Origin of the sequence: Flammeovirga agarivorans (genome assembly GCF_012641475.1) — a bacterium.
GTDB classification, from domain to species: domain Bacteria; phylum Bacteroidota; class Bacteroidia; order Cytophagales; family Flammeovirgaceae; genus Flammeovirga; species Flammeovirga agarivorans.
This window is the reverse complement of record NZ_JABAIL010000005.1, coordinates 365,137-381,553: the sequence shown is the minus strand read 5'-3', so window position 1 is coordinate 381,553 and position 16,417 is coordinate 365,137. Positions and strand designations below refer to the sequence as shown.

General features: G+C 33.8%; 8 protein-coding genes. 5 read left to right on the top strand and 3 right to left on the bottom strand.

Features of this window, described 5'->3' with window-relative positions; all coding sequences use genetic code 11:
- Positions 1-26: 26 nt before the first annotated feature.
- Genes HGP29_RS17665 through prfA form a run of 3 tightly spaced genes read left to right on the top strand, consistent with a single transcriptional unit; the run spans position 27 to position 7,381 of the window.
- Positions 27-5,360 (top strand): hypothetical protein, encoded by a 5,334-nt coding sequence (locus HGP29_RS17665; protein WP_168883755.1) that lies wholly within the window; start codon positions 27-29, stop codon positions 5,358-5,360.
- 22 nt (positions 5,361-5,382) lie between these two features.
- On the top strand, positions 5,383-6,261 hold the full coding sequence (locus tag HGP29_RS17660) for a toxin-antitoxin system YwqK family antitoxin (RefSeq protein WP_168883754.1): 879 nt from the start codon (positions 5,383-5,385) through the stop codon (positions 6,259-6,261).
- 46 nt (positions 6,262-6,307) lie between these two features.
- Positions 6,308-7,381 (top strand): peptide chain release factor 1, encoded by a 1,074-nt coding sequence (prfA, locus tag HGP29_RS17655; RefSeq protein ID WP_168883753.1) that lies wholly within the window; start codon positions 6,308-6,310, stop codon positions 7,379-7,381.
- Positions 7,382-7,457: 76 nt separating this feature from the next.
- Here the strand turns inward: prfA and HGP29_RS17650 are convergent, their stop codons facing one another.
- The 3 genes from HGP29_RS17650 to HGP29_RS17640 form a co-directional block, all read right to left on the bottom strand.
- A complete protein-coding gene (locus tag HGP29_RS17650; protein WP_168883752.1) occupies positions 7,458-8,216 on the bottom strand; it encodes a hypothetical protein in 759 nt (252 codons plus the stop codon).
- A gap of 194 nt (positions 8,217-8,410) precedes the next feature.
- Positions 8,411-8,824 carry a response regulator gene (locus HGP29_RS17645; RefSeq protein WP_168883751.1) on the bottom strand — a complete coding sequence of 138 codons (414 nt, stop codon included), beginning with the start codon at positions 8,822-8,824 and terminating at the stop codon, positions 8,411-8,413.
- Entirely contained in the window at positions 8,821-9,909 is a 1,089-nt protein-coding gene (locus HGP29_RS17640) for a sensor histidine kinase (RefSeq protein WP_168883750.1), read from the bottom strand. The genes HGP29_RS17645 and HGP29_RS17640 overlap by 4 nt, the downstream gene beginning before the upstream one ends.
- 422 nt (positions 9,910-10,331) lie before the next feature.
- Between HGP29_RS17640 and HGP29_RS17635 the strand changes: the two genes are divergently transcribed.
- Positions 10,332-13,766, top strand: coding sequence for a sensor histidine kinase (locus tag HGP29_RS17635; RefSeq protein ID WP_168883749.1), 3,435 nt, complete (start codon positions 10,332-10,334; stop codon positions 13,764-13,766).
- A 10-nt stretch (positions 13,767-13,776) separates the two neighbouring features.
- A complete protein-coding gene (locus tag HGP29_RS17630; protein ID WP_211093324.1) occupies positions 13,777-16,416 on the top strand; it encodes a tetratricopeptide repeat protein in 2,640 nt (879 codons plus the stop codon).
- The last annotated feature ends 1 nt before the right edge of the window (position 16,417 follow it).

The following is a 16,417-nucleotide window of genomic DNA, read 5'->3' as shown; positions in this document are numbered from 1 at the left end:
CTCTTCTTTTTTCTTTAATTATCTTTTTGCTTTCTTCCCTAAACAGTATTGCTCAAAACAAGAAACAAAAAGAAACTCAAGATAAAAATCAGCATTTCAGGTTATTTGCAGAATATGATAGTTTTCTTGTAGACCTAGATCTATACCTTGAAAAAGGTGTACGTTATGGTACTGATTCATTAATTGATGAATTTTCATCTCATTGGCAAAACAATGCGATCAATGAAAATCAGAAGGAATGGATTTATAAAAGTACAAAGCGTCTACATAGAAACAGGATTAACTATAGAAAGCAAGCTGCAGCCTATTTCAACTGTATCATTGCCTTTTTAGATTCTGGTGAAAACCTTAAACCTCAGTTTACCCGTTTTTTAGAAATCGCAGATACTTGTCTTTTGGCGTACTCTCCCGGTGTAACTCAAAATTTCTTCAATAAAACTCACATGTTCGTAAAGGACCGTAAGTTGGAGAAATCAAAATACACTACCATCGAGGTACAAGGAGGTTCATTTACGTTTACACATACTCTTGCCGATGAAGGAGCGATTGCTGATCATATGGTTATCGAAGAGAATGAAGAAGCAAAAGAAGAAGAGACAAAAGAAGATTGGTTTGGTTCTGATGAAGAAAGTGTAGCTCAAAACGACGAAAACACCGAAAATACTACTGAAGACAGTTGGAATGACTCTGAAGAAACCTCTTCGGAAGAATACGATTGGGGTGATGACAGTAGTAGCTCAGAAGAATATGATTGGGGAGACGACTCTTCCGACAGTTGGGGTGATGATGAAGGGAGCTACGATTGGAGTGAAGATTCTGGATCTTCTGACTGGGGAGATTCTTGGAGTGGTGACGACAGTAATATCACTGAATATGGAAGTGACAATCAAAAAACAGACAGTTATGCCGAACAATCTTCTATGGATGAAGACTGTGCTGTAGCTGAAGTTGAGGTAACAGAGTACGACCCAGGAATTACAGAAATGCCTCCTAAGGATGGCCCTATGCTTGTTATTACTGAAGCAGATCTAGTAATTTCCACAAAGTTTGATACCGCCCTACTAGAAAAAACGGTAGGTACTTTCCTTTTTAAATCGGATACTCTTATCTGTAATGGTGGTCGTTTTTTCTGGGAAAATGTTGGGTTCTCAAAGGATTCCGCTTGGACCGAATTACCCCACTTCTGTTTTGATACCAGAATCGCTTATATTGAAGCTGATCATGCAGAGATGTTTTTCCCAAAACACTTAGATACATTAGCTATTGGTGCTTTTACCTACAGAAGTGGCCACTACAATAAATTCAAAGAAAAGTCAGAATATCCTCAATTTATTAGTTATAATAACATTTATGATTGGAAAAACTTACCAGAAAATGTAGCGTTTAAAGGAGGCTTTGCTTTAAAAGGTAAACATATCGCTTCTAAAGCCGTTTCTGGATCTTCCTCTCATTTAACTGTAAGTGGTGATAGTAGTAAACTATTCAGCATTTCAACAAATACATCCGTTCGTTTTAATGACGACGTTGATAATATTCGAACAAAATCAAGTGATTTAACCCTATACTATGCTGGAGGAGACAGTATAGTTCATCCTTCCGTAAACACCACTCTTATAATGAATGATAGTATAGAGTATGTTTACTTTAGAAAAACAACGGATGTCTACAGGTTTAATCCCTTTATTCTGAGCAAGCAAAACATGAATGTCCATGCAGATGCAATCACTTGGGATATGAAACAAGATTCTTTAGACTTTAGAATTGTAGGTGGAGAAAAAATTATTCCACTGATTGTAGAATCACCCGACTTTTATCAAAAAGGATATTTCAATAGAATTCAAGGACTTAAGAAGTTCCACCCATTAGTTATCCTTGTTAACTACTCAAGAAATTACAGAAGAAAATGCTTCGACTCAAATGAAGCAATAAAAAATACAAATATCGATCAGGAGCTGTATAAAGAAAGTTTAGAAAGTATGGCTTTAGAAGGTCTTATTGAATACAATAAGTACTCTGGAGTAGTAAAACTAAACGATAAAGCTTACAGGTATTTTGATAGATATTATTTCGCACAAAGTGAAAGAAGAAGAGCACATCTAACTTCTCGAATGAATTTTGAGAATTTATCGATGGCACAAGAAGAGGCATTAGTAGATAGAGATTTTGATAATATCAATATTCCTGCTTTACATCCTATTGATGGAACAGCAAATGCTTCCCTAACCTTAAACGACTCTTCTTCACTTACACTAAAGAATGTAAAATACTTCCCTATCTCGGACTCTCTTAATGTTTTTGCTGAGCCAGATAGTGCTGGAGTAACTATCACACAAGACAGAAAATTGATTTTTGGTGGTAAGTTTACTGCGGGTACATATATTTTTAGAGGTAGAGAATTCATATTTAACTATGACAGCTTCTTAATTAAACTAGCAGAAGTCGATTCAATCAATTTCATTGTTACAGATTCCGTAACCAATAAAAATGTTGAATCACCCAACCCATTAGTAGAAACTGGAGGTACTTTATTTATCAATAAGCCTTTCAATAAAAGTGGTTTATTGGATATTTCTGGTTATCCTTCTTTCAATTCAAAATCTAAAAGTAATTCTGGTGGACGAATTTTCTATGACCGACCAACAGTACTTAATGGTGCTTACGACAGAAGAATCGTTTTCGAACTAGATACTTTCACTGTTGATGCCTCTCAAATCAGAACTGACGTTTCGTTTAAAGGGGTCTTCAACTCAGGTGGTATTTTCCCTACATTTATCGACGAGGTAGTGATGGATCCTTCATCAGGTATTTTCACTTTAGAAAGGGAAACAAATCCTAGTGAATATTGGTCAAATAGTAATGGTTGGCCTGTTTACTTAAACCCTAGATTCTTAGACGTTAAAGATAGTATTAAAGGTAAGGGTGACTTTGAAGGAAACTTTACATTAAATCATAAAGGTATTCGAGGCAATGGTACACTACACTATTTAGGTAGTAACTTTAAATCGGATGATTTTATTTTCTACTCTGATTCACTTACAACTCATGGATCTGGAGGTGTAATAGAATCTGCTGTTCACCCAAGGGTAGAAATGAAGACTTATGATATGAAATGGTTTGTCAACAGAGACAGTATGGCCTTTACAGGTAGCCATGATGAGCCATTTACAGTCTATAATAGCAAAATTAAGTTCAGTGGTGAGTTAGCATTGGTTCCTAATCAAATCTCTGCTATCGGTGAAATTGAAACCACAGAATCATACAACAAGTCTGCTAATATTAAATTCAAAAAAGATCTTTATATAAGTAGACACTCCAAGTTTATCATTCATTCTGGTATTGAAGGAAGTCCATCTATGTTGGGTAATGATGTTAGAGTCGCCCAAAATATCAGTAAGAATATGGTGGACCTGAGAACGGAGCAAAATTCCAGAACAAAGTCGCTACTTACCTTCCCATTTGTCAAATTCGAAACCTCTATTAATCGAGCCGTTTGGGATATCAACAATAAAAATATTGTCATGAGTAGTGCAAACTCTACAAAGGGTAAGTTCATTTCTACAAAGCCTGAACAAGATTCATTAATGATAAAAGGGGACTCTGCTTATTACGACCTTGTGGCGAATAAGCTGAACATTCTTGAAGTTTCTAATATTGATATTAGTAATATTCGTGTGATTCTTGATTCCACAAATCAGACTGTTCATATTCAACAAAATGCCGAGATTGAACCATTAGAAAATGCGACTATCATCTTAGGTAGATACTCGGATTTAGATCAGAAACATAAAATTTTTAATGCCCATGTGAAACTGATTTCAAGTAAGCAGGTAGAGGCACATGGTGATTACTTATACAAGAATAATTTAGGCGAAGAGAAAGTCATTAAGATTGATCGTGTTATTGAAAAAGAGTATTACAACGAGAACATTAATGACAATACCTTAGAGGCTAGAGCATACGGTCAAGTGAGTCAGGATGACCCTCTTCTATTCCTTGGTGGTATGGAATATTACGGTAAGATAGGTCTAACTGAAAGCAAAAGAGCTACCCGTTTTAAAGACGGTAATGTGAGACTTTATATTCCAGGAACTGAAACTACTTGGTTCGGTTATGAATCAAGAAATGATGGAGCTAAGGAAGAAAACGAAGATACGATCGCTCATGTAATGATCACAAAAGACATTAAATCTACTGATGAAGGCCTGCCATTAATGACTGGTTTATTCTACGACGATAAGAGTTATTCATTCTACAATAGCTTTATCGAAAGGCCAGAAGGATATAGACAAGATCATAGGAGATTATTTGAATTAGAAGGTCGTTTGACATTCGAATCAACTAATGGAACAAGTAGCGAAGGCATCTATTACATCAAACCAAATTCATACTATAATGGTATGGAAATAGATGAAATTGCAGCAAAATACATTGGTAACTTTGGAAGTTATAATCCTCAATCTCAAGAAATACATTTTAAAGGAAAAATGAACTTCTTACCTGTTAACGCTAAGAGTAGAATACTGTCGTTTTCTGCGGGTGTTGATGGTGTAACAAGACACGGCATAGATGATGTTGAAATGAAAGCTTCTATTGCCTTTGGTGGTACAAGACCTGCTTCAAGCATTGCAGCAAACATGAAGTCGTATTTAAGTTCAAATGCAGAAAATGTTGTTACTGCAATTCCTGAGGATTATGAGCTGGAAGCACTAGGAGAGCTTAATCACCAAATCATTGGAATGTTTACTCCCGATCTTACTAGAGGGTATCTAGAAGGAAAAAGTATTACTAACCTATTGTCTGAACAAATTGTCATCTTAGACAATGAATTAAGATGGGATCCTGAGTATGCTGCATTTTATTCTACTGGTGACCGTGTTAAACTTCTTTCTGTTTTTGGTGAATATGTCAATACCGAGATTAACGGATTTGTAGAGATTCCAAAAGAAGAAAGTAGAGATGGAGATGAAGAAGCGGCATCTAGTGATGCTGTCATGAATGTTTTTCTTGAAGGACCTACAGGAACTTGGTATTATTTACGTCTAGAAAATGAAGAATTGAGTATATTGAGTTCAAATAAGGAGTTTAACAACTTTATGAGAAAACAAAAAGGGGTTACTTTAACTACTCCTGATCAAGCTTCTGCTTTCTTAGAAAGGTTTTACGCCAACTACCGAGACGGACAGCAAATGCCTGTTCGCTACTCTGATGATCTAGACAAACAAATGATGCCTGAAGTTGCTGAAGATGACTTCGGTAACGACTTTGAGGGAGTCGATAGTGATGATCCTGAAAGTGTGGATGATGATGGTGGTATGGATGACTTACCTGCTGAGGAAGAAGATGACGGAGATGATTTTTAGGCTTCGACTTTTTTAGCACATCATGACATCATTAGTAAAATATATTACATTCTTTTTAATAACGATTTATTCTTCGGCTGTCTTGGGACAATCTTTAGAAGAGGAGGAAGATAAACCAAAGGTCAATAAACCAATGGTTGTTGAAATGGACTCATTAGAGGAAGACGCTCCTACTATTGAGTTAAATCCTGGAGCTCCCGAAGAAGTAGAAACAATAAAAAAGAAGAAGAAAAAGAAAAAAAATGTCTTTTGGGGAATAAAAGCAAAAAGGGCATATACGCGTTCTTTATCCAAAGGCAATCAAGTTTTTGAGCTTTTCTATACATTACCTGAGTATGAAGCCCCGAATGAATACTCTCCTTTAAAATATTTCTATAACCCAAAAGAGAGGAAGATTGAGAAAAAGTCTGTATCTCGAAAAGAATATGGTCTTCCTTTACATGGTACATACATAAAAATTGTAGAAAAGGATACTGTTACGGTTGGGCAGTTTTATAAAGGACTGATTACAGGTAGATGGGTTTGGTATGGAAAAGACAAACAAATAAAGGATAAGAAGTTCTATTATATGGGCTTCCCTAAAGAATCAAAGATCACTTATTACGATTCAAAACAAACCAAAGTGAAAGAGGTGGTTCCTATTCAATACGATGAAAAAAATGGAATTTACCAAGAGTTTTATGAAAGTGGCCTAAAGAAAACAGTAGGTGCTTATAAGTTTGGTTATAAGATAGGTGACTGGACGGAGTATTTCGATGCCAAAGATAAAAGGGGACGACAACGAAAGAAACGTATCACTCAATACAGAAATAAAAATAACGTCTACAGAAAAGATTATAATGGTCCTAAGATTAAATATGAATGGGACGAGAAGGGAAAGGTACTTATCAAAAATAAGTAACTAAAAAACATTACATTTGTAGAAAATTAAGAAAAGACGTTCAGAGATGTTAGATAAACTCGAAAAAATAAAAGAACGCTTCGATCAGGTGAGCGAAGATTTGGTAAAGCCAGAAACAGTTTCAGATATGAAATTGTATGCCAAATTAAACAAAGAATACAAAGATTTACAGAAGATTGTCGATAAATATTTTGAGTATAAAGGTATGCTTGAAGGTATCGATGAAGCTAAACAAATATTAGAAGAAGAGAAAGATCCAGAATTGCGCGAAATGGCAAAAATGGAACTTGATGAACTTCAAGATGGAATTCCAGGTATTGAAGAGGAGTTAAAAATGTTGTTAATTCCTAAAGATCCTAATGATTCTAAAAACGCAATCTTTGAAATTAGAGCAGGTGCAGGTGGTGATGAAGCTTCAATTTTTGCAGGCGACTTACTTCGTATGTACCAACGTTTCTGTGAAAGACATAAATGGAAACTTAGTATTACTGACTTTGTTGATGGTACTTCTGGTGGTTTCAACAAGATTGTAGCTAACATCCAAGGTGAAGATGCTTACGGTATGTTGAAGTATGAAGCAGGTGTACACCGTGTACAACGTGTTCCAGCTACAGAATCTCAAGGACGTATCCATACATCAGTAGCATCAGTTGCTGTACTTCCTGAAATGGATGATGTAGAAATCGAGTTAAATATGTCTGATATCCGTCGTGATGAATTCTGTTCATCTGGACCAGGTGGTCAGTCTGTTAACACAACTTACTCTGCGATTCGTCTTACTCACCTTCCTACAGGTATTATTGTACAATGCCAGGATGAAAAGTCTAAGTTGAAAAACTATGACAAAGCACTAAAAGAATTAAAATCTCGTCTTTATGCTATCGAAGAGAAGAAAAGACAAGAGGAAATTGGTGCTGAACGTAAATCAATGGTAGGTTCAGGTTCTCGTTCTGATAAAATTCGTACTTACAACTACCCTCAAGGTCGTGTAACAGATCACCGTATCAACCACTCTGTATTTAACTTACCAATCGTAATGGATGGTGAAATTCAAGATTTCATCGATAGATTACGTATTGCTGACAACTTAGAGAAAATGGAAAATAGTGGACTAGCTTAGTCTACATCACTTCTCGATATAAAAGAAAGGGATGATCTTAATTATTAGATCATCCCTTTTTTATTTTTTATGAGGATCAAAACTGCATATTTAATGCTGAATACAATTGAAATAAAGGTTGGTTATCTCCATAATGTAGTACAGAATATTGAGGTTCAATAAAGAAGTTGCAAACAGTCTTTTTGATTTTAATCACCTTACCAAGACCCACCCCCAATGGAACATTATATGTTCCTTTCTCTAAATTAAAATTCCAAGTTGGTGCACTTCTAAAATATACTCCATTACCTACTTGCCAAAAAGCAAAAGGTTGGAAAGCTAAAATATTTACCTCTTCCCTATTCATATCTCCACCCACATCTGTTCTCCATATTACTAAACCACCTGTTTGGAATTGAGGGGATACACTAGCAAAAGCTACTGCGGCAGCACCAAGAGTCCACTTCCCTGTACCTAAGGTAGAATGTGTAGCCGTTGGAGCTGATACAGAAGGCCCAATACCAAAAGATAAAGTAGGTTTAGAAACAGCGAGATAGGCGGCAAAAAGATCAAAATCTCCTAACCCCGATGAACTTATGCCTGTTTCTGGATTGGAATAAGTACTAAAAGGTAAAGACGCTCTCCAAAGTACTCTTCCTGTCGGTTTGGCATATCTCAACCAATAGGTACTTGAGGTAGCTTCATCATTTCCGGTTAAATTGGGAGCATAATATTGCTGAAGATTAAATGCTGTAATTTTTGCCAAAGGATTATTGGCTTGTGCTTTTTCTTGATCTGTTTGAGCAAATGAGACCGTTCCAATTAATAAGGAAACTAAAATGAATAGATATTTCATAATTGAGAGATTATTGATTGATAATGTTCAAATCTCTCAAAAAGTGAAGTCGAATTAGATAGTGAAATACCCAACAATAATTATTAAGTGATTTACCTATCAAGACATTCCATAAGATTTATGGAAAAAAAAATAGAGGTACAAATAATCAATTTACTTTTACCTCTGTTCTTCTTATAAGATCTGTATTTACTTTACAAAACTACCTTTTCTCTTAATAATAGTGCTGATCGAAGTGAATCTTCTGTTAGGGGTTTACTCAAAAAACCTTTTACAGTATTGTATGTATTTGCTTTCGCTTTATCATCTTCATTCGTCGATGTTGTTAGCATAAACAGTGTGATCTTTTTTCTTAAAGATTCATCCAATTGATCATAAGCATCCAAAAAGTCCCACCCATTCATTTTGGGCATATTAATATCTAAGAAAATAATTTCTGGTAGAGGATTATTTTCATTATGCTCTTCTTTTATATACTCTAAACCTTCTTCAGCACTGAGAAAGAAGGTACATTTCTTAGTAACTCCTGTTTCTTCAATGATCAATCGGTTATAAAAGTTTATAGACTCACTGTCATCAATAAGAAGTATATGATTTAATTGACTCATTTTATGTTGTTGGGTAATGTAAAATAAAAAGTACTACCTTGACCGACGGTTGACTCAACCCATAGTTTTCCTCCCGATTTATTAACGATTTTCTGACAATTAGCCAAGCCTAATCCAGACCCTTTATAGGTTGTATCATCATGTAACCTTTGAAAAACCTGGAATATTTTTTTCTTATATTTTTCTTCAATACCAATTCCATTATCAGAAATACTAAACAAGTACCCTCCATTTTCTGATTCTTCGACTTGAATCTTAATCTCTGGGTCATTGCCCTCTTTCTGGTATTTTAATCCATTTTCGATTAAGTTCTGAAACAGTACTCTTAATCCAATAGCATCTCCTTTTAGAGTGGGTAAATTATCACTATTTATAGTAGCACATTTTTCATGTAATGCCTTCATAAGGTCTTCTTTTATATCAGCTACTAAAGTATTTAAGTCTATATCAGTAATAGTTACATTTGAGCCTAAACGAGAATGAGCCAGTATTCCTTGAATCATATTACTTAATCGAATCGACGACTTCTCAATATAATCCAAACACCTTCTTCCGGTATTATCAAATTTCTCAAAATATCTAGACTTCAATATATTTACAAAACTACTAATCGTATTTAATGGTTCCTGTAAATCATGAGAAGTAATGTAAGCAAACTCTTCTAAAGACTTATTGGTTTCTATCAGATCTTGGTTTTTCTGTATCAATTCCCTCTCAATTCTTTTTAACTGAGAGACATTTTCATAAGAAACCATTAATTGATCAGAAGAAAGTGGTGTCGCTTTTATGACATAAGTCTGTGGAGGAATACCATGTTCACCGTACTCAAATTCTCCTAGATCAATTACAATTTGCTCACTAACACATTTATAATATCCTTCTGGTAATCCTATATCATACACTCCAGGGAAACTTTCTCTTAAAGTTGTGCCTACAAATTGTTTTATATCTATTCCACAGGCTTTTTTATTTTCTTCATTTGCCATTTCAATCAAAAACTCTCTTTTCTCAGCATTAGTTAGCCTCAAGACAAAGATGGCTATTGATAACTTGTCGAATAAATGATATATATCGAATGGTTTCATTAATTAAATTAGACAGTATATTACATCAACATAACCCAAATTGATGAATGGTGATTAACAAAGAAAATAAACGTAGATGAACACCCAAAAGCATTAGTGATGGGATAACTTTTTTGAATAAACTCTTACTGAATTCATTCTTGAGGATAATTATTTAAGTAGGATCAGTTAATAGGTTATTGGGAATAAACTAAGTGTTTTCACTTTATTTTAATATGATCATATCAGTCAGTGGATTTAAGATATTAAAGTTTATTTACATTTAACTGATTCATTAACTTTTTTCTGAATAAGAGTCTATCAATACACCATATTATCCAAAGAAATCAATATTGGTAGTCAACAGAACGCCTTTACTTTTTATTCAACATGTTTACTGTTATCTTCAATCTAATCTCTATTTCTATTATCTAATTACTTCCATGAGCTCTACTAGAGTTATATTATATATTCTTTTTCTTCTTCCCTTTCAACTATTTAGTCAAGGGTTAGACCCCACTACCCCTATTCAATTTTATGAGCGAAAAAGCTGGAATAAGATAGAAGAAACACCAGTAGATAGAGTCTTTGATATAACTCAGGATTCTATTGGATTTATGTGGATCGCTTCCGACCGAGGCTTATTAAAGTTTGATGGATCCAAAGCAAAAGTATACAATCTTTTTTCTGACCCAATAATAGAAACAGAATCAATACGTAACGTTTGTGTTACTCCAAATAACCAAGTATGGTTTTGCACTCGTCGAGGTTTATTTTACTTAGACAACCAAAAGGTTAAACAAGTTTATGAAGAAAACGGCGATAAGGTTAAAACAATAAATAGTTTATTTAGTGATCAAAATGGAAGAGTTTGGTTTGTTCATCACAATAAGTTGAGATCCTTTGACAATGGAACTATTAGCACTCATAACTATACAGATAATAAGAAGTTATTTAAGATTTTCCCATTTACAGAAGGTACGATCTATGGTCTTCGATCTTTTAAGACACATGCAATCATTGACCTTTGGGATAAAAACAGTGAAAAAGTTATTAAAACCAAGAAGTTCAATTTTAGAATTTTTTCGATTAAGCCATTAGGTAATTTACTCTATATAGGAGGATTATTCGGACAAATATATAAGTACGATTGGGATACTGATCATCTAGAACTTCTATATGAAAAGGATAGTCCATTTGATAATCGAATCCATCAAATATGTATACAAAAAGATAGTACCATCTGGGCAGCTGGTTTAGGACTACATAGAATTACAAACAACAAAATATCATCACTTTACGACAAAGAAGATATAACACACAGTAATACATTCTGTAGTTATTTAGATAAAAATGAAAATTTATGGGTAGGAACTAGAACGGGCTTAAATTACTTTTCTAATACTGCTTTCTCAAAGATTAAAGAGGATGACAGTGCTAAAAATATCTTCCATCAAGTGATGGTATATTTTAAAAATCGAGTCATTATTGGAAGTAGACAAAATGGGTTATTCGAATTAAAGGATGGTATCATCACAAAATTGGTATTAGATAAAGAAATTGGTAAAACTATCAACAGCTTATCAACATCACATGATAATAAACTATATGTTTCTACCAATAAAGGAGGTTTTGAACTGGATGAGATTCATCAAAAACTAAGAGTTTGCCAACAAATTGTGGATAAGCCAATAAATTTTCTCTGCAAAACCAACAATGGACAGTTCATTTACAATTTTGAAGAAGATGTTTACAGAAAAGATAAACAATCAACAGTAAATATATTTAGTAAAAATATTCTTATTGAATACCATAAAGCATTAGGTAAAGAGTGGATCACCTCAACAAAAGGGCTTTTCACTATTGAGGATGGAGAAATGATTCCATACAGTGCCAATAATACCCTAGATAAAAAATACCTTTTTACATTCTCGTATGATATGGATTCTAGCTTTTGGGTTTCTACATACGGTAGCGGAATTGTACATATAAGAAAAGATGCTTCTCCGGTAAAATACGATACAAGAAGCAACCTTCCATCGAATGTGAGTATGTTGGTAACTATGAATGATAAAATTGGAAAATGGTTTTATCTAAAACATGGAGAACACCCTTATTTCCAAAAAATATCACCTATTGAACTGGATGGGAAAATGATTATCAATCAAGGTGTAAAGTTTAGGTGGCACTTTGAAAATGAAGAATATCATTTTGGTGGACAAAACCCCATTCGTCTAGATACCAAAGAACAAGTATATATATCTTCAAGACATGACATTTATACTTTTTCTCCTGATAAAATTCATTATTCTCCATCCAAGCTTTTCCTTGGTGATGTCTTTATTGATGGAGAACGCCAGATAAACTTACCTCAACAAATTGAAGCAAATAACAAGCAACTTGAGTTTCATTTATCCGTATTGGACTTTGCCCATGAAGGAAATCACTTCTTTGAATACAAGCTCAATGGATATGACAAAGATTGGGTAAAAATGGGCAGTAGATCAATTGCCTACTACAACAATTTACCTGCTGGTAATTATACTTTCGAAGCAAGAATAAGAAACGCAGACAACGAATACACTTACCTAACCAATACCTATCATTTTATTAAGTTAGAATATTGGTACAAAACCAATTATGCCATCTTTTTGTATTTATTTCTTCTTTGCATCATTGTCTATCTCCTGTTCAGATGGAGAATAAATACTATAGAAAATCAAAAAAGAATACTACAACAAAAAGTCGATCAAAGAACTTTTGAGTTACAAAACCTCAATGAAAACCTAGAAAATATTGTACAAGAAAGAACAGAACAATTAACCCTACTTTATGATGAGTTGACCGAAAGTGAAGAACGATTAAAATATGCCCTAGAAGCATCAAAAGATGGTATTTGGGATTATCATATTACTTCTGATCAGTTGGTGATCAACGAAGCGGCATTAAATATTTTAGGATATAACTCTGATTCCTGTGATCCTACAAAAGGCATTTCCCCATTTATCCACCCTAATGACCAAGAGAAATGGCAACATTATTTTGCTACTTCTATCCAACAAAAGAAGGTGGATAATTTCGAAGATCAAGATTTCAGATTCTATCACAAAAATGGAAAACAACTCTGGATTGCCATAAAAGGGAAGATTGTAGAAAGAGATAAAGAGGGCAATGCCCAACGTATTGTGGGTACTTATATTGATATCACTGAGAAAAAACGAAAAACTCAAGAAATCTTAGAAGCGATCATTAAAACTGAAGACAATGAAAGGCAACGTATTTCTAAAGATATTCATGATGGGTTACAACAAACGCTTACGATCTCTTCTTTAAACTTTCAATCCGTAAAAAAGAATATCTCAACATTGTCAGATAATATTATCGACAAGTTTGAAACAGGTTGGGAATATCTTCAAAAATCAATTACAGAAAGTAGATCGGTTGCCCATAGTTTAATGCCAAAGGCAATTACTGACTTCGGGATCATATCCGCTTGTGATAGTTTAATTACTGAAGCTGATAAAAGTAGTGAGGAAATACAATTTTCGTTTTTCCATAATTTCGAAGAGCATCAAATCGAAAATCATCAGATAGAAATTACACTTTATAGAATTCTCCAAGAAGGGATCAATAATATTTTTAAGTACTCAAAGGCAACAAAAGTGGATATTCAACTCAAGAATTATGAGGATATCTACATGCTCACTATTGAAGATAATGGGGTTGGATTTGATGTATCTAAAGTGATGCAAGAGAATATGGGACTTGGTTTTAAAGGGATGAAAAATCGACTCGATGCTATTGATGGTTTCCTAGAAGTGGAAAGTAGAGAGGGTAGAGGAACGACATTATTAATCGAAATCAATAAGAACTTTTAATATGAAAAGAATGAACAAAAATATTTTCATAAGTATCTTCTTGATATTCAATTTTAGTTTTGCCTTCGGACAAAACAAGGTCGATTCTTTATGGAATGTATGGACTGATATTAACCGAGAGGATACCACTCGCCTAGAAGCATTATTCGAACATAGTAGAGAAATAATTAAAAAGAATACAGATAGCGTATTCACAATATCAGATATAGGTTATCAATTTGCAAGTGAAAAAAATCTAATAAAATACCAATCCTCAGCCTTAGTTATAAGGGGGAAAGCTTTGTATAGAAAAGGGCGATATACTGAAGCTGAAAATACATTTAATGAAGCATTAATTTTAGCTAGAGAAGCCAAAGATAGTTTGTCGGTTTCAAGAGCAATTTATGGCATTGGGTCTACCTATTATGCCAGAGGAGAATATGATACTACATTAGAATATTACAAGAAAAGTTACGCTATTTCTTCATTACTAAATGATAAAGTTCGTATGGCTGATGTGATGAACAATATTGGCATAATCAACCTGATCCAAAAAGACTATGAAGAAGCGGAGAAGAACCTAAAAAGATGTCACGAACTTTATACTGAAGCTGGAATTCTGAGAAGTGCACCACTAAATAACCTAGCAATATTAAAATCAAGAAAAGGAGATGTTGGAGCGGCGGTCGAACTACAATTTGAAGCATTAAAAATTAATGAGAAAAAGAAGAATGACTATTCTATTGCATACACCTATATGAATATTGCTAATACCTATTCTCAACTTAAAGACGATGAAAATTACCTAAAATATACTCAGAAAAGCTATGATATTAGAAAACGAATTGATGATAAAGCAGGGATGTTAAGGTGTTTATCTGGCTTTGGTATTTTCTATAATAAAAAGAAAGAATATGATAAAGCACTAGAATATTATAATGAAGCTTTATCGATTGCTTTAGAATTAGACCGTAAACTTTCCATCAGTAATATTCTTATCAATAAAGTACTGATAAAATTAAGAACCGATCAATTAGAAGAAGTTCTGGAGATGATCAATAAGACTTTAGAGATCAATAAAAAATTAGATAATAAAAAAGGGATTGCAAACTGTTACTATAGTTATGGTATCTATTACAAGAAGAAAGGAAATTATGATAAAGCTCTCTATTATGTGAATAAAGCTATGACGCTAGCTGAAGGATTAGAAATTGAACAAACTAGAGATTTTTCAAAAGAGTTATATAAAATCTATTCAACACTAGGACAAAGTCAAAAGGCTTTAAAAAACTACGAAATTTATATTGAAACTAGAGATAGTGTATTAAATCTAGAAAGTCAACAAGATGTTTTGCATCAACAATATACATATGAAAATGAAAAGAGGGCTTTATCAGACAGTCTGAATTACGCAAATAAGCAACTGATTCATCAAGAGAAATTAACCCAATCAAGAAATCAGAAAACAGCTTTAATTATCATATTGACTTTGGTCACAATGTTTACTGTTTTTGCAGTCAATAGAGTTCGATTTACAAGAATACAAAAAAGAATCATTGAAGGGCAAGTTGTAGAACTGAATGAGCTGAATGAAAATCTAGAAGAAAAAGTCATCGAGCGATCACAAAAGATAGCCGACCGAGAGGAACAGCTTAGATATGCATTGGAAGCTTCTAATGATGGTATTTGGGATTGGAATATAAAATCGAACCATATGATATTCAGTCCTGCATTATTCACGATGCTAGGTTATGCACCTTATGAGTTTAAAGAGAAACAGGAAGAGATTCAAGATCGTATCCATCCAGATGATCTAAAGAAAATAGGTACTGCCTCTTACCTCGATTTAATACTTCAAACCAAAGAGGGAAATATGGTGACAGAAGCCAGATTAAAAAATAAAGTCGGAAAGTATATTTGGGTACAGATCAAAGGTAAAGTAGTGTCTAAAGATACTAGTGGAAATCCTGATAGAGTGGTTGGCACTTTTACTGACATTACATCAATTAAACAAAAAGCACAGGATATTCTGAATGCGGTGATGACAACGGAGGATATAGAAAGAAATAGAATCTCCAAAGATATACATGATGGTTTACAGCAAACGCTAACGGTATCCTCATTGAATTTCCAAAAAGTAAAAAAGAGTATTGGTGAGTTACCGGCTGAAGTAATAGAAACTTTTGATATAGGTTATGATTACCTTCAAAAGTCGATCACAGAAAGTCGAAGCGTTGCTCATCACTTAATGCCTAAGGCAATTGTTGATTTTGGAATAATCAAAGCATTTGAAGACTTGATATACGAGGTAGATAAAAGTGCTGATACAATCGAATTTGAGTTCTTCCATAATTTTGGTGAGCATCAAATAAATAACCAACAAGTAAAATTGACCTTATACCGTATTCTTCAAGAAGGTGTCAATAACATATTTAAGTATTCTAAAGCGACAAAAGTAGATATCCAATTAAAAAATTATGAAGATATATATATGCTGACTATTGAGGATAATGGAGTAGGATTTGATGCCAAAAAAATATTGAAGGAAGAGTCAGGTATGGGATTTAAAGGCATGAAAAACCGATTGGATGCTATCGATGGATTCTTAGAAGTAGAAAGTAAAGAAGGGAGAGGAACGACAATTTTGGTAGAAATTAATAAGAACTTTTAGT